20 protein-coding genes are annotated in these 21,791 nt (G+C 46.9%); 17 read left to right on the top strand and 3 right to left on the bottom strand.

Features of this window, described 5'->3' with window-relative positions; translation table 11 throughout:
• The first annotated feature begins 191 nt into the window (after positions 1 to 191).
• From rlmN to spoVM, 7 genes are all read left to right on the top strand, one after another.
• Entirely contained in the window at positions 192 to 1,232 is a 1,041-nt protein-coding gene (gene rlmN / locus V6668_RS20370) for a 23S rRNA (adenine(2503)-C(2))-methyltransferase RlmN (protein ID WP_036614609.1), read from the top strand.
• A 7-nt stretch (positions 1,233 to 1,239) separates the two neighbouring features.
• Entirely contained in the window at positions 1,240 to 2,016 is a 777-nt protein-coding gene (locus V6668_RS20365; RefSeq protein WP_017687453.1) for a Stp1/IreP family PP2C-type Ser/Thr phosphatase, read from the top strand.
• The gene (pknB, locus tag V6668_RS20360) at positions 2,013 to 4,223 is read left to right on the top strand and encodes a Stk1 family PASTA domain-containing Ser/Thr kinase (protein WP_036674900.1); all 2,211 of its coding nucleotides are present in this window, start codon (positions 2,013 to 2,015) and stop codon (positions 4,221 to 4,223) included. Before V6668_RS20365 ends, pknB begins: the two co-directional genes overlap by 4 nt.
• A 61-nt stretch (positions 4,224 to 4,284) precedes the next feature.
• The gene (gene rsgA / locus V6668_RS20355; protein ID WP_076328024.1) at positions 4,285 to 5,193 is read left to right on the top strand and encodes a ribosome small subunit-dependent GTPase A; all 909 of its coding nucleotides are present in this window, start codon (positions 4,285 to 4,287) and stop codon (positions 5,191 to 5,193) included.
• Between the two features lies 1 nt (position 5,194).
• Positions 5,195 to 5,854 (top strand): ribulose-phosphate 3-epimerase, encoded by a 660-nt coding sequence (gene rpe / locus V6668_RS20350; RefSeq protein ID WP_017687456.1) that lies wholly within the window; start codon positions 5,195 to 5,197, stop codon positions 5,852 to 5,854.
• A 3-nt stretch (positions 5,855 to 5,857) separates the two neighbouring features.
• Positions 5,858 to 6,109: a hypothetical protein gene (locus V6668_RS20345; RefSeq protein ID WP_036674901.1), complete on the top strand. Its 252-nt coding sequence runs from the start codon at positions 5,858 to 5,860 to the stop codon at positions 6,107 to 6,109.
• A gap of 167 nt (positions 6,110 to 6,276) precedes the next feature.
• Positions 6,277 to 6,357, top strand: coding sequence for a stage V sporulation protein SpoVM (gene spoVM / locus V6668_RS20340; RefSeq protein ID WP_017687458.1), 81 nt, complete (start codon positions 6,277 to 6,279; stop codon positions 6,355 to 6,357).
• A 194-nt stretch (positions 6,358 to 6,551) separates the two neighbouring features.
• On the opposite strand, the gene rpmB is transcribed toward spoVM, so the two are convergent.
• A complete protein-coding gene (rpmB, locus tag V6668_RS20335) occupies positions 6,552 to 6,740 on the bottom strand; it encodes a 50S ribosomal protein L28 (protein WP_017687459.1) in 189 nt (62 codons plus the stop codon).
• A gap of 401 nt (positions 6,741 to 7,141) precedes the next feature.
• On the opposite strand from rpmB, the gene V6668_RS20330 reads away from it, so the two are divergent.
• From V6668_RS20330 to V6668_RS20310, 5 genes are all read left to right on the top strand, one after another.
• A complete protein-coding gene (locus tag V6668_RS20330; protein WP_155985128.1) occupies positions 7,142 to 7,315 on the top strand; it encodes a hypothetical protein in 174 nt (57 codons plus the stop codon).
• Between the two features lie 62 nt (positions 7,316 to 7,377).
• Positions 7,378 to 9,186 carry a DAK2 domain-containing protein gene (locus V6668_RS20325; protein ID WP_338706539.1) on the top strand — a complete coding sequence of 603 codons (1,809 nt, stop codon included), beginning with the start codon at positions 7,378 to 7,380 and terminating at the stop codon, positions 9,184 to 9,186.
• A gap of 76 nt (positions 9,187 to 9,262) precedes the next feature.
• Positions 9,263 to 10,126, top strand: a complete 864-nt coding sequence (locus V6668_RS20320) for a DegV family protein (protein ID WP_047843678.1) — start codon at positions 9,263 to 9,265, stop codon at positions 10,124 to 10,126.
• A gap of 10 nt (positions 10,127 to 10,136) precedes the next feature.
• Complete coding sequence (recG, locus tag V6668_RS20315) at positions 10,137 to 12,182, top strand: ATP-dependent DNA helicase RecG (protein WP_338706538.1); 2,046 nt, start codon at positions 10,137 to 10,139, stop codon at positions 12,180 to 12,182.
• 115 nt (positions 12,183 to 12,297) lie between these two features.
• Positions 12,298 to 12,585, top strand: a complete 288-nt coding sequence (locus V6668_RS20310; protein WP_036614589.1) for a stage VI sporulation protein F — start codon at positions 12,298 to 12,300, stop codon at positions 12,583 to 12,585.
• Between the two features lie 535 nt (positions 12,586 to 13,120).
• Here V6668_RS20310 and V6668_RS20305 read toward each other — a convergent pair.
• Both V6668_RS20305 and V6668_RS20300 read right to left on the bottom strand, forming a co-directional pair.
• Positions 13,121 to 14,701, bottom strand: coding sequence for a response regulator transcription factor (locus V6668_RS20305; RefSeq protein WP_338706537.1), 1,581 nt, complete (start codon positions 14,699 to 14,701; stop codon positions 13,121 to 13,123).
• 7 nt (positions 14,702 to 14,708) lie between these two features.
• Positions 14,709 to 16,517 (bottom strand): sensor histidine kinase, encoded by a 1,809-nt coding sequence (locus V6668_RS20300; RefSeq protein WP_338706536.1) that lies wholly within the window; start codon positions 16,515 to 16,517, stop codon positions 14,709 to 14,711.
• Positions 16,518 to 16,648: 131 nt separating this feature from the next.
• Here V6668_RS20300 and V6668_RS20295 point away from each other — a divergent pair, with 131 nt between their 5' ends.
• The 5 genes from V6668_RS20295 (at position 16,649) to V6668_RS20275 (ending at position 21,540) form a co-directional block, all read left to right on the top strand.
• A complete protein-coding gene (locus tag V6668_RS20295) occupies positions 16,649 to 17,980 on the top strand; it encodes an ABC transporter substrate-binding protein (RefSeq protein ID WP_076250897.1) in 1,332 nt (443 codons plus the stop codon).
• 84 nt (positions 17,981 to 18,064) lie between these two features.
• Entirely contained in the window at positions 18,065 to 18,943 is an 879-nt protein-coding gene (locus V6668_RS20290; RefSeq protein ID WP_036614579.1) for a carbohydrate ABC transporter permease, read from the top strand.
• Positions 18,940 to 19,776 carry a carbohydrate ABC transporter permease gene (locus tag V6668_RS20285; protein WP_017687468.1) on the top strand — a complete coding sequence of 279 codons (837 nt, stop codon included), beginning with the start codon at positions 18,940 to 18,942 and terminating at the stop codon, positions 19,774 to 19,776. The genes V6668_RS20290 and V6668_RS20285 overlap by 4 nt, the downstream gene beginning before the upstream one ends.
• 13 nt (positions 19,777 to 19,789) lie before the next feature.
• On the top strand, positions 19,790 to 21,343 hold the full coding sequence (locus V6668_RS20280) for a sugar hydrolase (protein WP_338706535.1): 1,554 nt from the start codon (positions 19,790 to 19,792) through the stop codon (positions 21,341 to 21,343).
• Positions 21,340 to 21,540, top strand: a complete 201-nt coding sequence (locus V6668_RS20275) for a hypothetical protein (RefSeq protein WP_338706534.1) — start codon at positions 21,340 to 21,342, stop codon at positions 21,538 to 21,540. Before V6668_RS20280 ends, V6668_RS20275 begins: the two co-directional genes overlap by 4 nt.
• Positions 21,541 to 21,791 lie beyond the last annotated feature (251 nt).

Here is a 21,791-nt window from a genome sequence, read left to right as displayed (position 1 = left end):
GGGACTTCGATATAATTGTCAGAGAATGTGATGACAGGGTGCGATGGCGGCATTGAGATGTTATAATGCATGAAGTACAGATATCAAGGGTATACATGGATGTAACGTGGTCTTTGTGATAGAATAGGACGAATGGAACGAAAAGAAGGAAGCCAACGAAAAGAAAAGAAGGAATAGGTGTTGACAACAAAATGAAACCTTTTATATATGATTATTCTCTGGAACAACTGCAGCAATGGGCTGTTGAGAATGGGGAGCCGGCGTTTCGCGGTGGCCAAATCTTTGACTGGATTTATGTAAAACGCGTGAATGATTTCAGTGAAATGACCAATCTGTCCAAGCCATTGCGTGAAAAACTGACAGAGCAATTTGAATTCGTAACGCTTAAGGAAATTACCAAGTTTGAATCCAAGGATGGAACGGTTAAATTCCTCTTTGGTCTTCATGATGATCATGCCATTGAGACAGTAATTATGAAGCATAACTACGGGAACAGCATCTGTGTAACCACACAGGTTGGTTGTCGTATTGGTTGTACGTTCTGTGCATCCACATTGGGTGGACTCAAGCGTAACCTTACGGCTGGGGAGATTGTTGCCCAGGTTGTGCAGGCTCAGAAAATTCTGGATGAACGGGGCGAGCGTGTCAGCAGCATCGTAATCATGGGTTCGGGTGAACCTTTCGAAAACTATGAAGCTACGATGACTTTCCTGCGCATTATGATTCATGAAAAAGGGCTGAACATCGGTCAGCGTCACATCACGGTATCCACGAGCGGAATCGTTCCGAACATCTACAAGTTTGCAGATGAAGATACACAGATTAACCTCGCCATTTCGATCCATGCACCAAATGATGCACTGCGTTCGAAATTGATGCCGGTTAACCGTCGTTTTCCTTTTGAAGACGTGATGGAGTCCCTTCGTTATTATCTGGCCAAAACAGGTCGGAGAATTACGTTCGAGTATGCACTTATTGGTGGGGTAAACGACCAGCCAGAGCATGCAGCAGAACTGGCAAGTGTGCTTAAGAACATGTTGTGCCACGTGAATCTGATTCCGGTTAACCATGTACCTGAACGCAAATATGTAAGAACATCGAGAAGCGACATTTTCAATTTTCAGAAGATTCTCTCGGAACAGGGTGTTAATGTAACCATTCGTCGTGAACAGGGACATGATATTGCTGCCGCTTGCGGTCAGCTTCGTGCAAAGCATATGGAGTTGAGGTGAGAACGTTTTGATCAAAACAGTTCATGTGAGCCATATCGGACGAGTGCGTTCGGTGAATGAAGATTCAGCCTGGATTCGTAATCTCGATACAGGATATATTCTGGGTATTGTTGCCGATGGCATGGGTGGACATCTTGCAGGGGATACGGCAAGCCGCTTGGCAGTAGAGACGTTGGTGAAAGATCTGGGAACACTGGAACCAGGTCTGTCACATGCGTCTCTGTCTGCGGCTCTCAGCGATGCTATTTTGCATGCCAACGAAGTTATCTTCCGCACGGCATCAACAGATGACAAGTATCACAACATGGGAACAACGGTGGTTGCGGCTTTATTGAACGATACGGAAGGTGTTATTGGACACATCGGTGATAGCAGAGCCTACAAAATTGCGAACAAAGCTGTGATCCAGCTAACCGAGGACCATACACTGGTGAATGAATTGTTCAAAAATGGTCAGATTAGCAAAGAGGATGTGTCCCATCATCCACGTCGCAACGTACTAACTCGTGCGCTTGGAACAGATGCCGAGGTGAAGGTAGATCTGGATACCGTCAAGCTGGAGGAAGGCGAAGTTCTTCTACTGTGCAGTGATGGTCTCAGTAACCTGGTCAGCAATGAGCAGATTATTCAGGTTGCCGGCAATCTGGAACTGGCATTGGAAGATCGTGCAGACCGACTGCTTCAGTTGGCTTTACTTGCTGGGGGAGACGACAACATCACGCTTGCTTTGTTCGAGTTGCAGAGGGAAGGTTCCGTGGATACGGAAACGGGGTGTGAGTCATGATTGGGCACCAACTAGGCGGACGCTATGAAGTGATTGAGCGTGTCGGCGGTGGCGGCATGGCTCTTGTGTACAAAGCCCAGGATCTTCTGTTGAACCGGAATGTAGCGATCAAAGTCCTTAGACAACAGTTTGTGCATGACGAAGAGTTTATTCGCCGTTTCCGCAGGGAAGCACAGTCGGCAGCATCGCTGTCTCATCCGAATGTAGTTAGCATTTATGACGTGGGGCAGGAAGATGACGTTCATTATATTGTCATGGAGTACGTGGAAGGCAAAAACTTGAATGAAATTATTAAAGAACGCGCCCCTCTGCAGGTGGACGAATCGGTGCGAATCGCTTCCCAGATTGCAGATGCTCTTGATCATGCACATCATAATCAAATCATTCATCGGGATATCAAACCCCACAATATATTAATTGGCCGGAATGGCCGCGTGAAAGTAACGGATTTCGGGATTGCCCGTGCCGTTACATCTACAACGATTACGCAGACGGGTTCTGTAGTTGGTTCTGTACATTATTTCTCACCGGAGCATGCCAAAGGCATCGTTACTGGTGAAAAATCGGACTTATATTCTCTTGGGATCGTACTTTACCAGATGCTTACCGGGCAACTTCCGTTTCTGGGTGAAAGTCCAATCAGTGTGGCATTGAAGCATTTGCAGGAAGAGTTCGATGAACCACGCAAATTCAATCCATTGATTCCGCAAAGTGTAGAAAATGTCATCTTAAAATCCATGCGTAAAAATCCGCAGGAACGTTATCAGTCGGCCAAAGAAATGCAGACCGATCTGGAAACTTGCCTGATGCCGGAGAGACGTAATGAAACGAAGATTGATTTTCCGGATGAGGATGATATAGATCAGACTCGCGTTATGCCAGCCATCAAGCCTGAACCGCGCGGAGTTACATCGACGGGTGCGGTGCCAGTGATGGAGTCTAACGAAGAAACTGGCAAGGGTAAGGCAAAATCGAAGAGTTGGAAGAAGCCAGCTCTACTCATCTCATTAACCGTTCTTATTCTAATCGCCATGGTGGGCGTTGTATGGTATGTCAAGGGTATGCTGGTTGTACCTGAAGTAACCGTGCCTAACGTGATCACCCAGACGGAAGAAAAAGCTCGGGAAATGCTTGAGGAGAAAGGACTCGTCGTCAGTGATGAGGTCATCCGTTTGTATCAGGAAGGTGTCGAACCCGGTATCGTCTATGAACAGAGCAGAAAAGAAGGCGATGTTGTCAAAGAAGGTTCCGAGGTCCAGATCAGTGTTGGTGCAGAAAAAGAACTTTTAAAGATGATTGATGTCAAACAAGTAACTTATGATGAGGCTGTCAAGAAGTTGACTGCGCTTGGCATTAAGGAAGATCAGATTCAGCGGAAAGACGAGTTCTCCAATGATGTGGCTTCAGGTTCTGTTATTTCCCAGACACCGGGTGTCAATGAGGAATTTGATCCAGAGACAGTTCAGATTGAGTTAACCGTAAGTAAAGGCACTGAAACGGTCAAAATGCCTGATCTGAAAAATCTTACCCGCAGTGAAGCCGAAGAAAAACTTAAATCTGCTGGACTTGAGCTTGCTCAGGTACAGGAAGAACAAAGTTATACGGTAGAAAAGGGCAAAGTGACGCAGCAATGGCCTGTGGAAGCGGGCGCAGATGTGAGTCCTGGCGATAAGATTACAATCTTTATCAGCACAGGGTATCCACCTGAAGCGCTGCAATATCCTTTTGATATCAATGTATCACCCAAAGAAGAGGGCAAAAACAGTAAAATCCGTATCACATATGAAGATGCACGTGGCAAGAATCAGGAATGGGGAACTCGCACCGTGAACTCAACCCAGATCTTGACCATTCCACTTGTACTCGCTCCAAATGAAAATGGGGCTGTGTCCGTCTATCGTGATGGACAGTTCCTGGATACGTATCTTGTCTCCTACAGTGAAGCCAAAAACGGAACAGTAAACGTACCTTCCATTGACCCGGAACAAAGCACTGAGACGCCGCCAGAAAATGAGCCTGATCCAGGTGAAGGTAGCGTTGATGAGGGAAGTGTTGATTCCAATCAGGAAGGTGAACCTGAGTCCACACCGGCAGACGGTGAGGGTGAAAGCGTAGATGAGGACACTTCTGCCATGAATAATGGTAAGGGGCACGGCAAGGAAAAAGAGAAGAAAAAGGAAGTCATTAACGCATCAAGCCGTCCATAAGGGCGGCTTATGCTGGCGTCTGGAGTAAATGTACCACCATCTAAAGGAGGGCGTCGGAGCTATGCCAGAAGGTATCATCGTTAAAGCGCTAAGCGGTTACTATTATGTCATGCCAGTGGAAGACAACGGGGTTCCTTCGGTTGAAGGTTCCGCCGTTCAATGTCGAGCCAGAGGTATCTTCAGAAAGCGGGGAACATCACCGCTTGTAGGTGATCGCGTCAGCTACATGTTGACTGAGAACGGAGAAGGAACGGTTGATGAAATTCGGAAGCGTGAGACGGAACTTATCCGTCCTCCTGTAGCCAATGTAAGTTTGGCTGTTCTCGTGTTTTCTGTGAAGGAACCGGATATGAACCTGAACCTGTTGGACAAGTTCCTTGTTCATATCGAGCAGGCGGGGCTGGATGCACTCATTGTGTTGACCAAACTTGATTTGGCTGATCCAGCCAAAGACACTGTTGCTGAAGTGAAAGCATTGTATGAGCAGGTTGGTTATGAAGTGATCTCCACAAGTTCACGTACCGGTGAAGGCAGTGAATTGCTCAGAGACCGTCTGGCTGGTAAGATCAGCGTATTCTCCGGACAATCCGGTGTAGGCAAGTCTTCGATGTTAAATGCATTGATGCCGGGCCTGACGCTGGAGACAAATGCGATCAGCATGCGTCTAGGACGAGGGAAACACACCACCAGGCACGTGGAGCTTATTCCGTTGGATAATGGTGGATTTGTTGCAGATACGCCAGGATTCAGCCAACTGGACTTTCTGGAGATCGGTGTGGAGGAACTCTCCACTTGTTTCCGCGAATTCGCCCAGTTTGCAGATCAGTGCAAATTCCGAGGTTGTACCCATACACATGAACCAGGCTGTCGTGTGCTTGCGGCCAAGGAGGAAGGTTTGATCTCCGAAAGCCGATATCAGCACTATGTGCTGTTCCTGAACGAAATGAAAGATAAGAAGCGGAGGTATTAACATGATTAAAATTGCCCCATCGATATTATCAGCTGATTTTGCCCGCCTTGGTGCGGAAGTTGCAGAAGCTCAAGCTGCAGGAGGAGACTGGATTCATGTTGACGTTATGGACGGTCATTTCGTCCCTAATATTACGCTTGGACCTGCGATTGTGAAGGCAATCGCTCCACATACAAGCTTGCCGCTCGATGTGCATTTGATGATTGAGAATCCGGAGCGTTATGTTGAGGAATTTGCCAAAGCGGGTGCAGCGGTAATTACCGTTCATGCTGAGGCTTGTGTGCATTTGCACCGCGTTATTCATCTAATTAAGGAGCAAGGAGTGAAGGCAGGAGTTGCCCTTAATCCAGGAACGCCAGCATCTGCCATTCTCGAAGTTCTGGATGATGTGGACATGGTTCTTGTCATGACGGTCAATCCTGGCTTTGGCGGACAGGCATTTATCTCGGGTACCATGAACAAAATCAAGCAGATTCGTACCTGGTTAAACGAAAAGGGACGCCATGATGTACATATCGAAGTAGATGGCGGAATTGCTGCCGATACAGCCCCGCTTGTGGTGGAAGCTGGAGCAGATGTGCTCGTTGCTGGGAGTGCCGTATTTGGCCGTGAGGATCGTGCTGCTGCGATTACTGAAATACGCCGTAGCTACGGAGGCTGATCTATGAACCTCAAGGAGACACTGTGGACGATGGCTGCGAGTCTCGTGACGGGACTTGTGCTTGCTTTGTTTGCGGTTATTCAATCCCCGTTTAATGCTATTACGTCATTAATCGGGGTAGGCGTTGTTATTATGTATTTCCGCAAATTTGATCGTACGGGACATCGGGTTACTTTTGTCATTTTCGGCATACTGTATTATTTACTGAGTGTTTTCATGATCGCTGCCTATCAATATATTCCTGTCCAAACGTAAATGACCTGATCTTCGGGCTTGTCATTGTGGAATAGGGATCGAAGGTTCCGCATAAATATGGTTACATGAGCAGGTTTCTCATGTAGCCTTTTTTGTCGTGTTTGAGGTAAAGAAGGCCTGAAGCATAGGATACGGCGGACGCATGAGCATGATGGGGAGGGTGAATTATGAAATTTTACACATTCAAACTGCCGAAGTTTTTGGGAGGGTTTGTAAAGGCGATTCTTAATACGTTTCAAAAGCACTGATCCGATTGATAAGGTAACAGGGAATACCGCCGCTTTGGCTCAGGCTTATCTGGAATTCGTACCTGCGAAGCGCCATGCGGCGGCCATTCACATGTTAATGAGCGTATTCAAGAATCCCTTTTTTGAATACCAAAAAAGCACCTGCAAGGAACAAGGTGCTTTTTGCTTACCCGATTTATAGTAGCTTTGCGTGATTATACGCGAGTCACTTTACCGGCTTTCAGTGCACGGGTGCTTACGTATACACGTTTTGGTTTGCCGTCAACGAGAATGCGGACCTTCTGAACGTTTACGCCCCAAGTACGACGGTTACGGTTGTTAGCGTGGGATACGTGGTTACCGGTGCCCGGTTTCTTACCTGTCACATAACATTTGCGAGACATAGATTACACCTCCTATCCTAAAATAACCAGTTGCCTTCAGAAACGAAAAGTCATTCCATAAGGACTAAATTGTTCTTCCTGATCATAAAGATCAGGTTTCAGTAGCTAATGGCGTTGTTTAAGCCGGCATGAACCGGATCATTTCCATTACTTAACCTGCATAAAACAATACTTGAATATAATATCATAATTAAAAAAGCTTCGTCAACTGATCCAAAAACTTTATTTATTTCTCCTGTCTAATATAGTACAATGTTGAGTAGTCCATAATACAGTGGTGAACAGGCTGTTGCCGCGAGGAAGTCGGAGAATAAACCGTACTTAGAGGTCGGTGGTCTGCTTTTTGGCAACGCTGTGAGCTGCGGCATTCCATCATTGGCACCAGTCTCCATGCGGCATTCATGCCGGCTCTTGATACCGGTGCATATCCGTATGCCCCGAAGTTAGGGGTGCAGAGAGTTCAGGATATTGGTAGCCCGGCCGCCCAGACCGTTAATCCGGCTGACATGTTGTATTGTATGCCTGTGCCGGACAAGGTATGGACGAAGAATAACGCAGTCCGCGTTAGCGCATGAACAGACCAGACACATCTTGGTGCAAGGTGTTCGTGTATCAAGCTAGGAAGGGGAATTCTCACTTGAGTATACGTTCTTTAAATGGAACAGATTTCACCGCAATGGTACTTGCCGGAGCGGAACAACTTGGACAGCATGCAGAGCACGTCAATTCCCTGAATGTTTTCCCTGTGCCGGATGGTGACACGGGAACGAACATGAATTTGACAATGAGTGCAGGAGTCGCAGAGATTAAAAGAAAAAGTTCTGCCTCCATCGGCGAAGCTGCCGGTATTCTATCGAAAGGCCTGCTTATGGGCGCACGGGGGAATTCAGGAGTTATTCTGTCACAATTGTTCCGTGGTTTTAGTCGTTCAGCTGCTCCCTATGAGGAACTGAATACGCTCCAATTTGCAGCAGCCCTGCAGAACGGTGTTGACGCAGCTTACAAAGCAGTCGTAAAGCCCGTTGAAGGGACCATTCTTACCGTAGCCAAGGAAGCGGCGAAACATGCCAACTACTATGCAAGACGGACGAATGATATTACTGAATTAATGAATGAAGTTTTGTTAAAAGCAAAAGAAGCACTGGCAATGACTCCGGAATTACTGCCTGTACTAAAACAGGTTGGTGTTGTGGATTCAGGTGGTCAGGGGCTTGTATATATCTACGAGGGCTTTATGGAAGTATTGCTGCAAAGTGACGGAGGGAGTCGTACTTCACTGAACAAAGAAGTAACCCCATCCGTGGCAGCATCTGCTTTGAAACCGGCTGCACCGACAGCAGTGGATATCAAGAAGCCTGCACAGCAGGTGATTGCACCGGAGATGCCATTGTCTGCTCAGGCGAGACTGGAAACGGAAGATATTGAATTCCTGTATGATATGGAATTCTTCATTAATCGTGAGCTTGGAGAGAACGCAGGAGTGGCATTTGATGACGAAGCATTCCGGAAAGCGTTGTCAGTTAATGGGGATTCGATCATCATCATTGCCGATGATGAAGTCATCAAAGTTCATGTCCATTCCAAGACACCAGGCGATGTATTAAACCTGGCGCTGCATTATGGTGAGATTACACAGATTCATATTCTCAATATGCGTGAACAGCATCGGGATCTCCTGACAGCAGGCATGGACATTGCTCCATCACCTGAATTGTTTGCAGAGATTCCACCTGAGGCAGCGCGCAGTATGGAAGAGGCTGTGCTTCCTGCAGATGAGATGGCACCGTATGGTTTTATTGCGGTATCCTCCGGTGACGGTATTGCAGAGATTTTCCAAAGTCTTGGCGTTGATGTTGTTCTGTCCGGTGGACAGACGATGAATCCGAGTACTGAGGATTTTGTAAAAGCCGTTCGTTCCATTGCTGCGGAGCAGGTATTTATACTCCCGAATAACTCGAATATTGTACTGGCTGCCGAGCAGGCTCGTGAATTGCTTGAAGATGAGCGCCGGATTACGGTTATTCCAAGCAAGACCATTCCACAGGGAATGGCTGCTGCTTTTGCTTTCCAAGAAGATGAGTCTGCGGAAACAAACCGTGACCAAATGTTGGAGGCCATCAGCCGGGTACAGTCCGGTCAAGTGACTCATGCGGTTCGTGATACGCAATATGATGAATTAGATATTAAGGCGGGGCACTATATCGGTATTCATAACTCCAAAATTGTAGCGACGGATGAAACCATGCTTCAAGCATGTGAAGGTCTGCTCAAACAGATGATGGAGAGTGGAGATGAAGTGGTGACAATCCTTGAAGGGGACGAAGCTGACCCTGAGGTTACTGCTGCCCTCGCTGCATGGCTTGAAGTACAGTATCCTGATGCTGAGGTAGAGGTACATCTTGGAGGACAGCCTGTGTATTATTATTTGTTCTCCGTAGAGTCCTAATAAAGGTTGTTCAAAAAGTCTCTAGTTGACTTTTTGAACATGTACTTATAGCACTCTAGCGAAGAGGAGGAGAGTCATGAGCCACAAGGTTACGATAGTAACAGACAGTACGGCAGATATTCCCGAAGAACTCATTCGCAAATACGGGATTCATATTGTTCCGCTACGTGTTCTGTTCGGTGAAGAGACCTATGCAGATGGCGTTGATCTGACTTCGGAACAGTTCTACGAAAAGTTGAAGAAGGTATCTGTGTTGCCAACAACTTCACAGCCATCTCCAACCGATTTCATGAATGTGTACCAATCACTTCTTGATGAGAACCCGGAACGTCCGATTGTATCGATCCACCTGTCATCCGGCATGAGTGGTACCTATCAATCGGCCATGCTTGGCAAGTCTTTGCTGGAGCGTGAGGGTGACATCACCGTGCTGGATTCGAAGTCAGCATCTTATGGATATGGTCTAATGGTGGTACAGGCTGCTGAACTTGCCGAACAGGGCAAGTCAGCAGTCGAAATCGCTGCTGCTATTGAAGGGATGCAAAAATCTCGCAAGTTGTTCTTTCTTGTAGATACTCTGGAGTATCTGCAAAAGGGCGGTCGGATTGGCAAAGCTTCAGCCATCTTGGGAACGTTGCTTAACATTAAGCCGATCCTGTCTATTGATGAAGAAGGCGTTATCTACGCAGTTGAGAAAGTCAGAGGTCATAAAAAAGCAATGGCACGCATTATTGAGCTGTTCCAGAAGGATCTTGCAGGCAAACGGGTGAACCTGGCGGTAGGTCATACCGCTGACCCGGGATCAGCGATCGCTTGTGCAGAGCAGCTGCGGGGTCATTTTACACTGAATGAAGTGATCTATACCAATATTGGAGCCGTAATAGGCAGTCATGTTGGACCTGGTGTCATTGCGATCTTTATGTGGCCTGTTCCGGAATGAGGGATTAGACATGAAATTGGAAGAAATATCAGTTAAGCAAATTAACGGCGTGAGTGCTCTCAAAGAGGGAGAGCTTCACGCCTTTGGCATCTCTACTGTTAAAGACCTGCTTGAATATTATCCGTTCCGTTACGAGGATTATCGTCTGCGTTCACTTAGTGAAGTGAAGGATGGGGACAAGATTACGGTCCAGGGACAGGTGATGGGTATTCCTGTATTACAACGATACGGTAAAAAGTCCCGTCTTACCTGTAAGATCATGACGGAAGAGTGGATGATTACAGCCACCTGGTTCAATCGCCATTTCCTCAAAGAACAACTTACACCCAATCGGGAGATTGTGATTACGGGAAAATGGGAACAAAAACGCATGCAGATGACCGTGACTGACTCGGAGTTCCCCGATAAAGGCGATGGGCGCTCAGGTACACTGCAACCTGTATATTCGGTAACCGGCAAACTGACGCAACAATGGATGCGGAAAACGATCAATCAGGGATTAATTCAATTCGGAGATATGATTCCTGAGATTCTGCCTCAGTCCTTGATGAAGAAATACAGCTTGATGCCTCGTAAACAGGCGATTGCTGGAATTCATCGTCCACAGGACAACCGGGAAGGTCAGCAGGCCAGACAGCGGATGGTGTATGAAGAGCTGTTTCTGTTCCAGTTGAAAATGCAGGCGTATCGTGCGCTCAACCGAAATCGCATGGATGGTGTAGTGCATACCACGGATAATACGACGATTCGTGAGTTTGTACGCAGTTTACCTTTTGAATTGACAGATGCTCAGAAAAGGGTGGAGCTTGAAATTCTGCATGATATGCGTTCGCCCTATGCAATGAATCGGTTATTGCAGGGTGATGTAGGGTCGGGTAAAACGGTTATTGCGGCAATTGCACTATACACGACTGTTCGATCTGGGTTCCAAGGGGCTCTGATGGTGCCTACAGAGATTCTGGCGGAGCAGCATATGCGGTCACTGCAAAAGCTGTTTGAACCGTTTGGGGTAACCGTAGGGCTGTTAACGGGCAGTGTAAATGGACGCAAACGTAAAGATCTGATCGCCTCGTTGCAAATGGGCATGATTGATATCGTGGTGGGTACACACGCCCTGATTCAGGAAGATGTTTTCTTCCGTGATCTGGGTCTTGTGGTGACGGACGAGCAGCATCGCTTCGGGGTGAACCAGCGCAGCGTTTTACGACGCAAAGGTTATAATCCGGATGTGTTAACGATGACGGCAACGCCTATTCCGCGGACACTGGCCATTACAGCTTTTGGGGATATTGAGGTATCCACGATCTCAGAGCGTCCGAAAGGACGGATTCCCATCTCCACGTATTGGGTCAAACACGATATGATGGAGCGGGTGCTCGGTTTTATCTCGAGAGAAGTGGATCAGGGACGTCAGGCCTATCTAATCTGTCCGCTCATTGAAGAGTCGGAGAAACTGGATGTGCAAAATGCCATTGATCTGCATGTGCAGATGCAGCAGAACTTTCCAAAATATCGTGTAGGTCTGCTGCATGGACGGATGACGGCTGCGGAGAAAGAAGAGATGATGCGGGACTTCTATAGCAATGATATTCAGTTGCTTGTCTCCACCACCGTTGTCGAGGTTGGGGTCGATGTGCCAAATGCCACGTTGATGGTCATTATGGACGCGGACCGCTTCGGTCTCTCCCAGCTGCATCAGCTTCGTGGTCGGGTCGGTCGTGGTGCGCATGCTTCCTATTGTGTACTCATTGCTGATCCCAAGACGGAGGTTGGACAGGAACGGATGAAGGTCATGACAGAAACGGAGGATGGATTCGAGGTATCCCGGCGTGACCTGGATCTCCGGGGTCCGGGTGATTTCTTTGGTACCAAACAGAGCGGACTACCCGAGTTCCGTCTTGCCGATATGGTTGCCGATTTTGCTGTGCTGGAACAGGCCAGAGATGACGTGACCCACTTAATTGAGGATGCGACTTTCTGGACCTCCATGGACTATGCACCTCTGCGTGATTTCCTACAGCAACAGCAAGTATTCAAGGGTGATCTGATTGACTAAAGCTTGCCTTGATAGCGGGTTTTTCGTATTACCTTTGTAAAAAAAGACAAGTGTACAAGCCCTCCCGACATATGAATAAGAAGTGAGTTCATTCTTTTGGGAGGTGCTATGCGTTTTGGGTTATCAACAATATGGAATTAGTCCGCAGCTGGTGGAGCGGATCAAATTAAAGATGAAAAATCCCGCTGTCAAAGAGCGTATCAAAAAGTTGATTGATGGCGTGACCAAGTCTGATCTGCAAGATAAGGCCAAGGTCAGAAGGTTGGTCAAGTCTTCCGCTGTCATTATGAATGAGAATTTCTCTCCGGCGCAGGAGGAGCAGTTTGTTGCTTTTGTGCTTGCACAGAAGATTGATCCGAACAATACGTTTCATTTGATTAAGCTGTGGGGGATGTTTAGGTAGGGATTCGATGTAATGTTGGGTGGGGTAAAGAGCGTTGTTTACACGGGGGCACTGCGATGACAGAATAACCTTCCGAGCGCTGTTATCCCCGGATTTTCTGATTGACCCTTTCCAAGGGTAAAATCCGGTGATAAAGGCGCACGCTTCGCTTCTTTAGGTTATTTCTGTCCTCTCCGTTGTTGTGTAAATTGATATATTTTACAAAACCCAATTACATCGAATGTTTATGAAGTAATTTTAGTGGGTGGGGCGTTCCATAAGTCAGGAAGATGACTTTTGGAACGCCCTTTTGATTGAATAACCAGGGACAAGCCTTGTGGTAATTACTCGGTTGAATATTGGTTGTAGTTATCGAAATGACCCATGACCTTGCTTGTGTTACCGCAAAAACAAAATTTTCATTGAGTATGTTATGTTGGTTAAATCGACCATCTTAGTACTTGCGAGCTTCAAGGAATATGGGCTGATGGAAGAAGGCCAGTACCTGCCGAATGATCACTAAGAACCAGAACAACGAAAACAAGGAACTGGGCCATCATACATGGCCTGGTTCCTTGTTGTTTGCGGTGAAGGATTTGTGTTGCTTTCGGTATTCCTCTGGAGTCCAACCGGTCAATTTTTTAAACACCCGAAAAAAATATTTTGGATTGTCGTAACCCAACTGTTTGGCAACCCGGTAGATTTTATCGTCTGTGCTCGTTAAGAGTTGCTTGGCTTGCCTAATCCGTAGTCTGTTTACGTAATCAGTGAAGTTCTCGGATGTCTTTTCTTTAAATAAATGACTGAGGTAACTCGGGTTCAGGTAGAACAGGGACGATACCCATTCCAGCGTTAAATCCTTGGTATAGTGATTATCGATATATGTCCTGACGTTGTCGATCACTTGATCTGATGCGTAGGGGTTGTCTTCCTTAAGCAGAAGAGCTGTTCCCGTCAGCACCTTTACCATGTAATGCCTAATGCACTCCATATCGAACGAGACGTTCAGGACGGCCTCCAAGCTGGAAGAGGCGCTACTGTTACCTCCGTTCTGGATATAGTTACTCAGCAGCCGTTTGGTTTCCGTGATAATGTCTCTGCACTGCTCTTTCAGGTGGGCAAGCAAAGCGTCAGGCTGGCGTATGTAGAAAGCAAAGAAATCGGTGATGAGCTCTTCCACCTTCGGCACATTCCCGCTCTCTATAAAAAATAACAGTTCATATGTTCGAGCCCACTTCAGTTGATGTAAAGGAAATTGCTCCCGTGAAAATACGTAACATTTGCCAAAATCGGTAATGGCTCGTTCGTCCAACGCAAGGATCGTTTGATGATGAGCTTCTTGGACCCCACCAATGCCTGTATGAGGCAAGCTGATCCCCACACAACAATCCGTAGTTTCGGATTTGGTCAAAATGATACTCGCAGTTTGTTCCGCCATTTTCTGCAAATCAAGCTGGCCTGAGCAATCCAGATCATGCATCAGGAAAAACAGTACTTGATCCGTTTGTGGATGAGGAATGTACAGGCCATTCGAAAAGGTAGGTAGTTGCTGTGCTGTAAGCGGTTGAGGACCATAAATCGTCAATAAAATGAACTGGTCAGATGCCATGATGGCGGCAAATTCAGCAGAGCGGAACACAGGTGTTTTGATGGATGAATGGGGAGCCAGCACATAATTCAGGAAGGCTTGCATGTCTGCATCCCTTTTCATCTGCTCCGTTTCTACTTCTCTTAGAACGACTTCCCGCTGAAGAGAGCGCTCCTGTTCGATGGCTTGGATGGCTTGGTGAAGCGTACCGTGGATCTCATCCCGGCTAAAAGGCTTCAGCAGGTAATTTACAACTTTCGCAGAGATTGCCTCCTGCATATAATCAAAATTGGTATGCCCGCTAATGACAATTAACTTGATACGCGGATATTGCTGGCATACTGTCCTGATCAGCAGCTTGCCGTCTACCTCGGGCATGCGCATGTCCGTAAAGATAATGTCCGGCTTGAACGATTCAATCAAAGCCAAGGCATCTGCCCCGTTATCTGCTTCGCCTAAGAGTTCAAGCGAGTGCTCAAAAGTCCCGATTTTTTTCAACAAACCTTTGCGGATCAAGGGTTCATCGTCCACAACGATATACGTGTACATCTCTTGGTCACCTCTTTTCCCAATTGGCCGGAATTTCGAGTGTAATTCGAGTTCCTGTATTCAAATCGGTATGAAACGAAAGGCCGTAACCCTCTCCGTAATACAAAGCAATTCGTGAATGCACGTTTTTGATGCCGATGCTTTGTTTATGCCTTTGACCAACGGCGACGAATTCAGGTGGCTGCTGGAGCAATTGTCGAAGTTCTTCCGCTTGTGTTGAGGACATGCCCACGCCATCGTCCCAGATCTCGAACACGATGCTGTCCCCCTGAAACAACCCGGTAATGGTAACGGTACCCTTCCCACGTTTGTTCTCCAACCCGTGATAGATGGCATTTTCCACGAGTGGTTGCAACAGAAGTTTCAGCATGCGACGACTCCGAATTTCCGGGTCCACATTCAGGTTGAACGCGAACTTGTCACCATACCGAATCTGCTGGATGGCCATGTAGTTTTCTACATGCTGAAGTTCTTCGCTGACCACGACCAGCTCGCTGTCCGTTTTGATGCTGTAGCGGAACATGTCCCCGAGTGACTTGGTCATCACCACAATACTCTCAACTTCTTCGATCTCGGCAATGCTATTAATCGACTCCAGCGTATTGTAGAGGAAATGGGAGTTGATCTGTGCTTCCAATGCCTTCATCTGGGAGTCCAGCATGAGGATTTTATTCTGGTAACTTTCTCGGATATGCGTATCGATGTCTTTCATCATTTTGTTGAACTCATGGTAAAGGATTCCAATCTCGTCGACTTGCCTTGTTACTTGAGGCTTGATGGTCACAAAACGATGAGATTTGGTTTTGCGCATCAGTTTGGTCAATTCGATGATGGGTTTGGTGATCAGGTTGGACAAGAAAAAGGAAAGTAGAAGGAAAATGACGGCACAGCTTACGGCCACGTATAACAGCAACTTTTGTGAGATGTTGTACTCCTCATACAGCCGATCCATAGAGATGTTGGCAATCACGTTCCAATTGCGGCCGGGAACTTTCTGGATTACCGTCATCATGTTATCTTGGATTGATTTGTACTGTGAACTGTTGCCGACTTGATGCGTTGCCGCAGCCAGAGTATCGGAGAGAGGAGTGCCAACTCTACTTCCGTCGCTGGAGTACAGGATCTCGCCAGCGTCGTTCGCCAGATATAGATTGGACAAGCTTGGTGCCGGATTACGTTTTAGACCGTCAAAAATGTTCATACTGCAATCCAGCATAAACACGCCTAGGAACTCGTTGTTGTTGGGATCGTAGAGGGCTCTGGAAAAGCCAATGGATTCCTTGGCGTTAATGATGTAAGGTTTGACGCCAACTTCACCAATATACAAATCGCCTTTGCGCTGGATCGTATCCAGATACCACTCATCGCGAAGTGCGACATAATCGAGGCGTAGGTCTGTGCCGCTACTGCCATAGCTTATCCATTTGCCATCAGGTGTGAAAAGGTACAAACCATTGATGTAATTGTAACCAAGCAGAATGTTTTCAAAGATCAATTTCAATTTGCTGCGAATCATGAAGATTTCATATTGATCGTTGGTACCGTTCAACTTGATTAGTTCATCACTCACAGTGCTGTAAGCGGTTGCATTGGAAGACTGCTGAAGGAGTGTGACAGAGATCCGGTCGATGTTCTGCAAAATTTCCTCCATGCTCTTGACCGAATTGCCTATAGTTGTCGACGTCACGAGAGAGGTCTGCTCATTCACCAGCTTCGTGTAACTGCGATAGGAACTGACAGAAACAACGATAATTGGCACGATTGATACGAGGACGAGGACCAGAAAAAGTTTAGTTTTGATGTTGAACAGAATCATACGTGCTCCTCCCGCCATTTGTCAATTCTAAAAATAGTGCACCATACGAGCCAAAGCAAATGCACTTTTGCCCACCGTATGATGAGAATGTGCACAAAGCAAGAATAAACATGAATTGGGGGAATGACAAGATGAAAAAAAGAAAACGACTGTGGTCCCTAACTTTGGTACTGCTCATGATGTTTCTGAGCGCATGTAGCTCCAGTAGCCAGGAGGGGAGCGGTACGGATACCAATAACGGGAGTTCAGATGAGTCAGGAAAGCCAATTACGTTGACGATGATGCTTTCGGGAAACAAGGCATCCGAGGGAGAGGATTTTGAGCTGGAGACCTTGCCGCGTCTAGTCAAAGAGAAGTTCCCGAACATTAACTTGGAAGTACAAAAGTTGCCTGATGATCAATACAATACATCTGTTCGAACCAAGCTTGCGGCTGGACAGGGACCGGACATTTTCTGGATTTTCCCGAAGAATGCGGCTGGCGGTGTCATTGATTTTGCAAAGGCTGGTTTCGCTGCAGATCTGTCAGATCTGAAGTTCTGGGACAACATCAGCCAAGGAGCGAAGGAAGATATGTCCTATGAGGGTAAACCTTACGGGGTGGCCGAAGGGTTGGACTTCTTGGGCGTTTACTACAATAAGGAGTTGTTACAACAAGCGGGATATTCCGAGTTTCCGAAGGATTGGCCTTCGTTTCTGGACTTATGCCAAAAGTTGCAGGCAGCGGGCGTAACACCAATTGCGATGGGTGACAAGGACCCTTGGATGATCCAATTCGGTATGTATCCGATTGCGGCCAATGTCGTGTATCCGAATGAGCTGGATTTTGATGTCAAACTGCAGAACGGCGAAAAATCGCTGACTGATCCAAAGTGGGTTCAAACGATATCGAAATACAAAGAGCTCTATGATAACAACTACGTTGTCAAAAACTCGCTTGGTATTGGCAGTGCCCAATCTGCACAGTTGTTTATCGACGGGAAAGCAGCCATGACCTTTACGGGAACATGGGATTATGCCTCCATGACGTCCAAAGGCGCTACAGATTTTACTCGCGGATTCGCTTCATTGCCAGGTAACGAGCCGGAACAGCCGGTGTTTGTATCTGCTGCAACATCTGCCGGATACGCTTTGAACGCCAAATCGGCAAACCTGGATGCAGCCAAGGAAGTACTGAACTACCTGTTTGATGGTGAATCCGATCTGTTCAAAGCATTTGTGGAAGCCAACAGTTCCATCAGCGTCTATAAGGACGTAGAACTTGAAAATGAATTGTTCAAGGAAGTGAATGACAATTATCAACAAACTGGAAATTCCATCTACTTCAGCAACCAGATGTGGCCAGCAGGAGTATCGGACGTCATGCAAGCAAAGTTTGCCGAGATTATTGCTGGACAGAAAACAACACCAGAAGATGTGGCAAACGCCATGGAAACCAAGTTTAGAGAGCTGTGGAAAAACTAGAACAAAACGATGCTGTCTGCTGTAAAGGGGAGAATGACTGTCCTTCTTCCCTTGCCGCAGGCCCCTTGGAAAGGATGGAGCAGGATGAGCTCTACTGTAATGAAAAAGTCCATGTACTGGTTTGCTTTGCCGGCATTGATCTTCTACCTGACCTTCTGGATCTTCCCGATCCTGCGGTTGTTCCAGTACAGTATAACGGACTATAACGGGTACGCCCAAGCCTATAACTATATCGGTTTCGACAACTATAAGGAATTGTTCCGGAGCGACATCCTGGGCATTTCTTTAAAAAATACACTGATCTATACGTTTGTCACCGTCATAGCTGGCAATATCATCGGTTTGGCAATGGCTTTGCTGTTGAACATGAAAATAAGAGGAACCGGGATTTACCGTTCCCTGGCGTATATTCCCACATTGTTCAGTGCGATTGTCGTCGGCTTTTTGTGGAGCTACGTCTATATGCCGGATTACGGGCTGATTTCTTCCTTTCTCGATAAACTGGGTATCGCAAATGAACTGAATTTCCTGGGTGATTACTCAACCGCGCTGTATTCTATTATCTTCGTGGAAATCTGGAAGACGATCGGAACGACAATGATTATCTTCCTTGCAGGACTACAGACTGTTCCGAGTGACCTTTTGGAAGCCGGACGGATTGATGGCTGCGGCTCATGGAGATTGCTGCGACATGTGAAGATTCCATTACTGGCAACAGCGATTACAATCAACGTGACGTTAAGTTTGATCAATGGACTCAAAGCGTTCGACTTCCCGTTTATCATGACGAATGGCGGTCCCGGCACGGCTACCAACACGCTGATTTATACCATCTACAAGATGGCATTTACCGAACAGCTCTTTGGTAAAGCTTCGGCTCTAGGCGTTATTTCCTTTGCCGTGATTATCGTCATTACCGCTGTTTTTGTCCTGAAAATGAACAAACGGGAGGTGTCGGCATGACGCTTCGTAAAGTTTTGGGGAAAGGATCCGTTCAGGTCGTTGTGCTGTTGGTGATGGCGTTAAACCTGATTCCGTTAATTATTGCCTTTTCGACATCACTCCGAGATCCAAGCAACAACACAAATCCGCTGGTCCTGTTCCGGGAGATGTCCTTTGCAAGTTACAAGGCTGCCTTCGACCGCATGCACTTTCCGGAAGCGCTATGGAACAGCGTGGTGTTAACCGGCGTATCGGTCGTGTTCGTTGTCCTGTTTGCGGCAATGGCGTCCTACCCGATGGCCCGTTTGAAGACAAAGCTAAGTAAGTTCATGTATTTGTTTTTTTTGTCCGGACTTGTGGTACCTGCGCAAATGGTATTGATACCGATCGTGCAAATGATTAATGCGCTTCATATCCCAACGAATCAATATACGCCTATTTTCATGTTCATTACGTGCAGTCTGCCGTTTTCAACTTTCCTGTACACGGGCTTCATTCGAAGCGGTGTGCCTGAGGAGGTAGAAGAAGCGGCGCACATCGACGGGGCGGGATTATTCCAACGGTTCTGGACCGTCGTGTTCCCCTTACTCATTCCGGTAACGGTATCGGTCATTATTACACAAGGTGTCTGGATCTGGAACGATTATTTCTTCAATATGATCTTTATTTCCAGCGCAGGAGATTCACCGTTACCGCTGGCCATGCTTGGATTTTTGGGCGATCAGCAAAATCCCACGCAGTGGAATGTCCTGTTTGCAGCGTGCTTTCTGTGCGCGCTACCGTTGCTGCTGGCGTTTCTGTTCCTGCAAAAATATTTTATCGGTGGTATGACCGTTGGGGCGGTCAAAGGATAAGGAGGGCACTGCAATGAGTGAAAAAGTGATAAACACAGCCTGGCTGGAAAAAGCGCAGGGTCTGATGCCGGAGCTTCGCCAGCAAAAGGTCTATCCGGAACATATCGTGAGCGCAGTTCCGGATGCGTCAGCTTTTCAGGGATGGCGTATCGAACCACTCGGCTTAGCAGAACAACTATCTGATCAAGTGTTGTGCAAGGGAGACCGTGTTACGCTGGATTTCGGGGAGCATCTCGTCGGTTATCTGACCTTGTCGCTTCTTAACGAGCGCAGTAATGCAGATGCACCTCTCAGGTTGAAGCTCACATTTGGAGAAATGCCCTGTGAGGTCGGTGATGATTTTGCAGAATATTCGGGTTGGCTTAGCCGTTCATGGCTTCAAGATGAGATCGTGAATGTGGACGTGTTACCTGGCACGCTAACACTGGACCGTCGGTATGCCTTTCGGTATCTGAAAATCGAGGTGGTAGAAACTTCGATCCGTTACGATATTCGAATTAACGATATATATTGCTTGACGGTGACTTCAGCAGACACAGGGGCAGTACCTCAATTGCCTGAAGGTATCGACACGGAGCTGCTGGAAATAGATCGCTTGTCCGTGAAGACACTCCGGGATTGCATGCAGACGGTATTCGAAGATGGACCGAAGCGCGATCGACGTTTATGGATCGGAGATCTTCGCCTTCAGGCCCTCGTCAATTATGAAACATTCGGCTGTAATGATCTCGTCAAGCGCTGTCTCTATCTCTTTGCCGGAACAAGATTGGAGGGAGGCCAAGTAGGAGCCTGTTTGTACGAACAACCGGAACCGTACGTGGACGACATTTACCTATATGACTATGCGTTGTTCTTTATTGCGACATTATGGGACTATTTTGAAGCTACGAAGGACAGGGAAACGTTGGAAGAACTTTGGCCGGTGGCTCGAGAACAGATTGAGATTGGGCTTAAACGACTTGATGAGCGGGGCATCGTAAGGGATGACGATACATGGTATTGTTTTCTAGACTGGCATGAAGAATTAAATAAACAGGCCGGTGCTCAGGCAGTTCTCATCTATAGTATGAAAAGGGGAAGGTCGATTGCCAAAGAACTAGAGCTGCCGGATTATGAGGAATGGATTAACGCACACATCAAAGACGCTGAGCAAGCAGCCCTCGCACATCTGTGGGATGGTGAGCAGGGCTTTTTCGTCAGTGGTGAAAAAAGACAGGTATCCTGGGCATCGCAAGTATGGATGGTACTGGCTGAGATCATGGATGCTCCAGCGGCCCGGCAATTACTTGATCGGTTAATGAGTAACGAAGAAGCTATTGGCATGACCACGCCGTACATGGTTCATCATTATGTTGATGCATTGCTTATGTGCGGGGAAGAGGAGAAGGCACTGGAGCAGATCCGAAGGTATTGGGGCGGTATGCTGAAGGATGGAGCGGACACCTTCTGGGAGCTCTACAACCCGGACGACAAAACGTATTCTCCTTATGGTAGCAATTTGGTCAACAGTTATTGCCATGCTTGGAGCTGCACACCAAGTTATTTTATCAGGCGAAATTTTTCATGAATTTTGGACTTGAGGTCAACCAGGTACGTCTGGTTGGCCTTTTTGGATTAGTTCCAGAATTAAACTTAGAGCCAGCCATGCCTATTGTTTTTATTTATCTGTTTTTGTTCGTACCGTTAAAAGAACGAGTGGCTATTAATGAAGCGATAAATACGAATATTAAAATAAAGTTATATGGGTTTCCTTTAAGTATGTAGACTTGAACGATGAGTGTCAGAGTTGAGATGCTTAAGATTATTCGCAGGACAATCGCCGATGAGCGATCGGGAACGATTGGAATAATATGACAACTTATTATAACATAGGTTTTTCTGGAGTCGGACATTTCCATAGAAGTTAAGGGACGAACTATGGTGTGCTTGGTGCAATATAGTTGATGTATTTTCACAGGATGGACTTTGCTTTCCTCCGGGGGGAGCGGTAAACTGTTGCATACGAGCCTATGGAT

This window comes from Paenibacillus amylolyticus (genome assembly GCF_036894225.1).
GTDB lineage: Bacteria > Bacillota > Bacilli > Paenibacillales > Paenibacillaceae > Paenibacillus > Paenibacillus amylolyticus.
The sequence above is the reverse complement of the archived record's forward strand: the minus strand, read 5'-3'. Positions and strand labels throughout refer to the sequence as shown.

Bases quoted from the DNA above. Each gene is read 5' to 3' on its own strand.
- V6668_RS20330 (WP_155985128.1), top strand. From the start codon at position 7,142: ATGCCGGCTCTTGATACCGGTGCATATCCGTATGCCCCGAAGTTAGGG.
- V6668_RS20295 (WP_076250897.1), top strand. From the start codon at position 16,649: ATGAAAAAAAGAAAACGACTGTGGTCCCTAACTTTGGTACTGCTCATG.
- spoVM (WP_017687458.1), top strand. From the start codon at position 6,277: ATGAAATTTTACACATTCAAACTGCCGAAGTTTTTGGGAGGGTTTGTA.
- V6668_RS20290 (WP_036614579.1), top strand. From the start codon at position 18,065: ATGAGCTCTACTGTAATGAAAAAGTCCATGTACTGGTTTGCTTTGCCG.
- rlmN (WP_036614609.1), top strand. From the start codon at position 192: ATGAAACCTTTTATATATGATTATTCTCTGGAACAACTGCAGCAATGG.
- V6668_RS20320 (WP_047843678.1), top strand. From the start codon at position 9,263: ATGAGCCACAAGGTTACGATAGTAACAGACAGTACGGCAGATATTCCC.
- rsgA (WP_076328024.1), top strand. From the start codon at position 4,285: ATGCCAGAAGGTATCATCGTTAAAGCGCTAAGCGGTTACTATTATGTC.
- V6668_RS20345 (WP_036674901.1), top strand. From the start codon at position 5,858: ATGAACCTCAAGGAGACACTGTGGACGATGGCTGCGAGTCTCGTGACG.
- V6668_RS20305 (WP_338706537.1), bottom strand. From the start codon at position 14,701: ATGTACACGTATATCGTTGTGGACGATGAACCCTTGATCCGCAAAGGT.
- rpe (WP_017687456.1), top strand. From the start codon at position 5,195: ATGATTAAAATTGCCCCATCGATATTATCAGCTGATTTTGCCCGCCTT.
- V6668_RS20275 (WP_338706534.1), top strand. From the start codon at position 21,340: ATGAATTTTGGACTTGAGGTCAACCAGGTACGTCTGGTTGGCCTTTTT.
- V6668_RS20285 (WP_017687468.1), top strand. From the start codon at position 18,940: ATGACGCTTCGTAAAGTTTTGGGGAAAGGATCCGTTCAGGTCGTTGTG.
- recG (WP_338706538.1), top strand. From the start codon at position 10,137: ATGAAATTGGAAGAAATATCAGTTAAGCAAATTAACGGCGTGAGTGCT.
- V6668_RS20280 (WP_338706535.1), top strand. From the start codon at position 19,790: ATGAGTGAAAAAGTGATAAACACAGCCTGGCTGGAAAAAGCGCAGGGT.
- rpmB (WP_017687459.1), bottom strand. From the start codon at position 6,740: ATGTCTCGCAAATGTTATGTGACAGGTAAGAAACCGGGCACCGGTAAC.
- V6668_RS20300 (WP_338706536.1), bottom strand. From the start codon at position 16,517: ATGATTCTGTTCAACATCAAAACTAAACTTTTTCTGGTCCTCGTCCTC.
- pknB (WP_036674900.1), top strand. From the start codon at position 2,013: ATGATTGGGCACCAACTAGGCGGACGCTATGAAGTGATTGAGCGTGTC.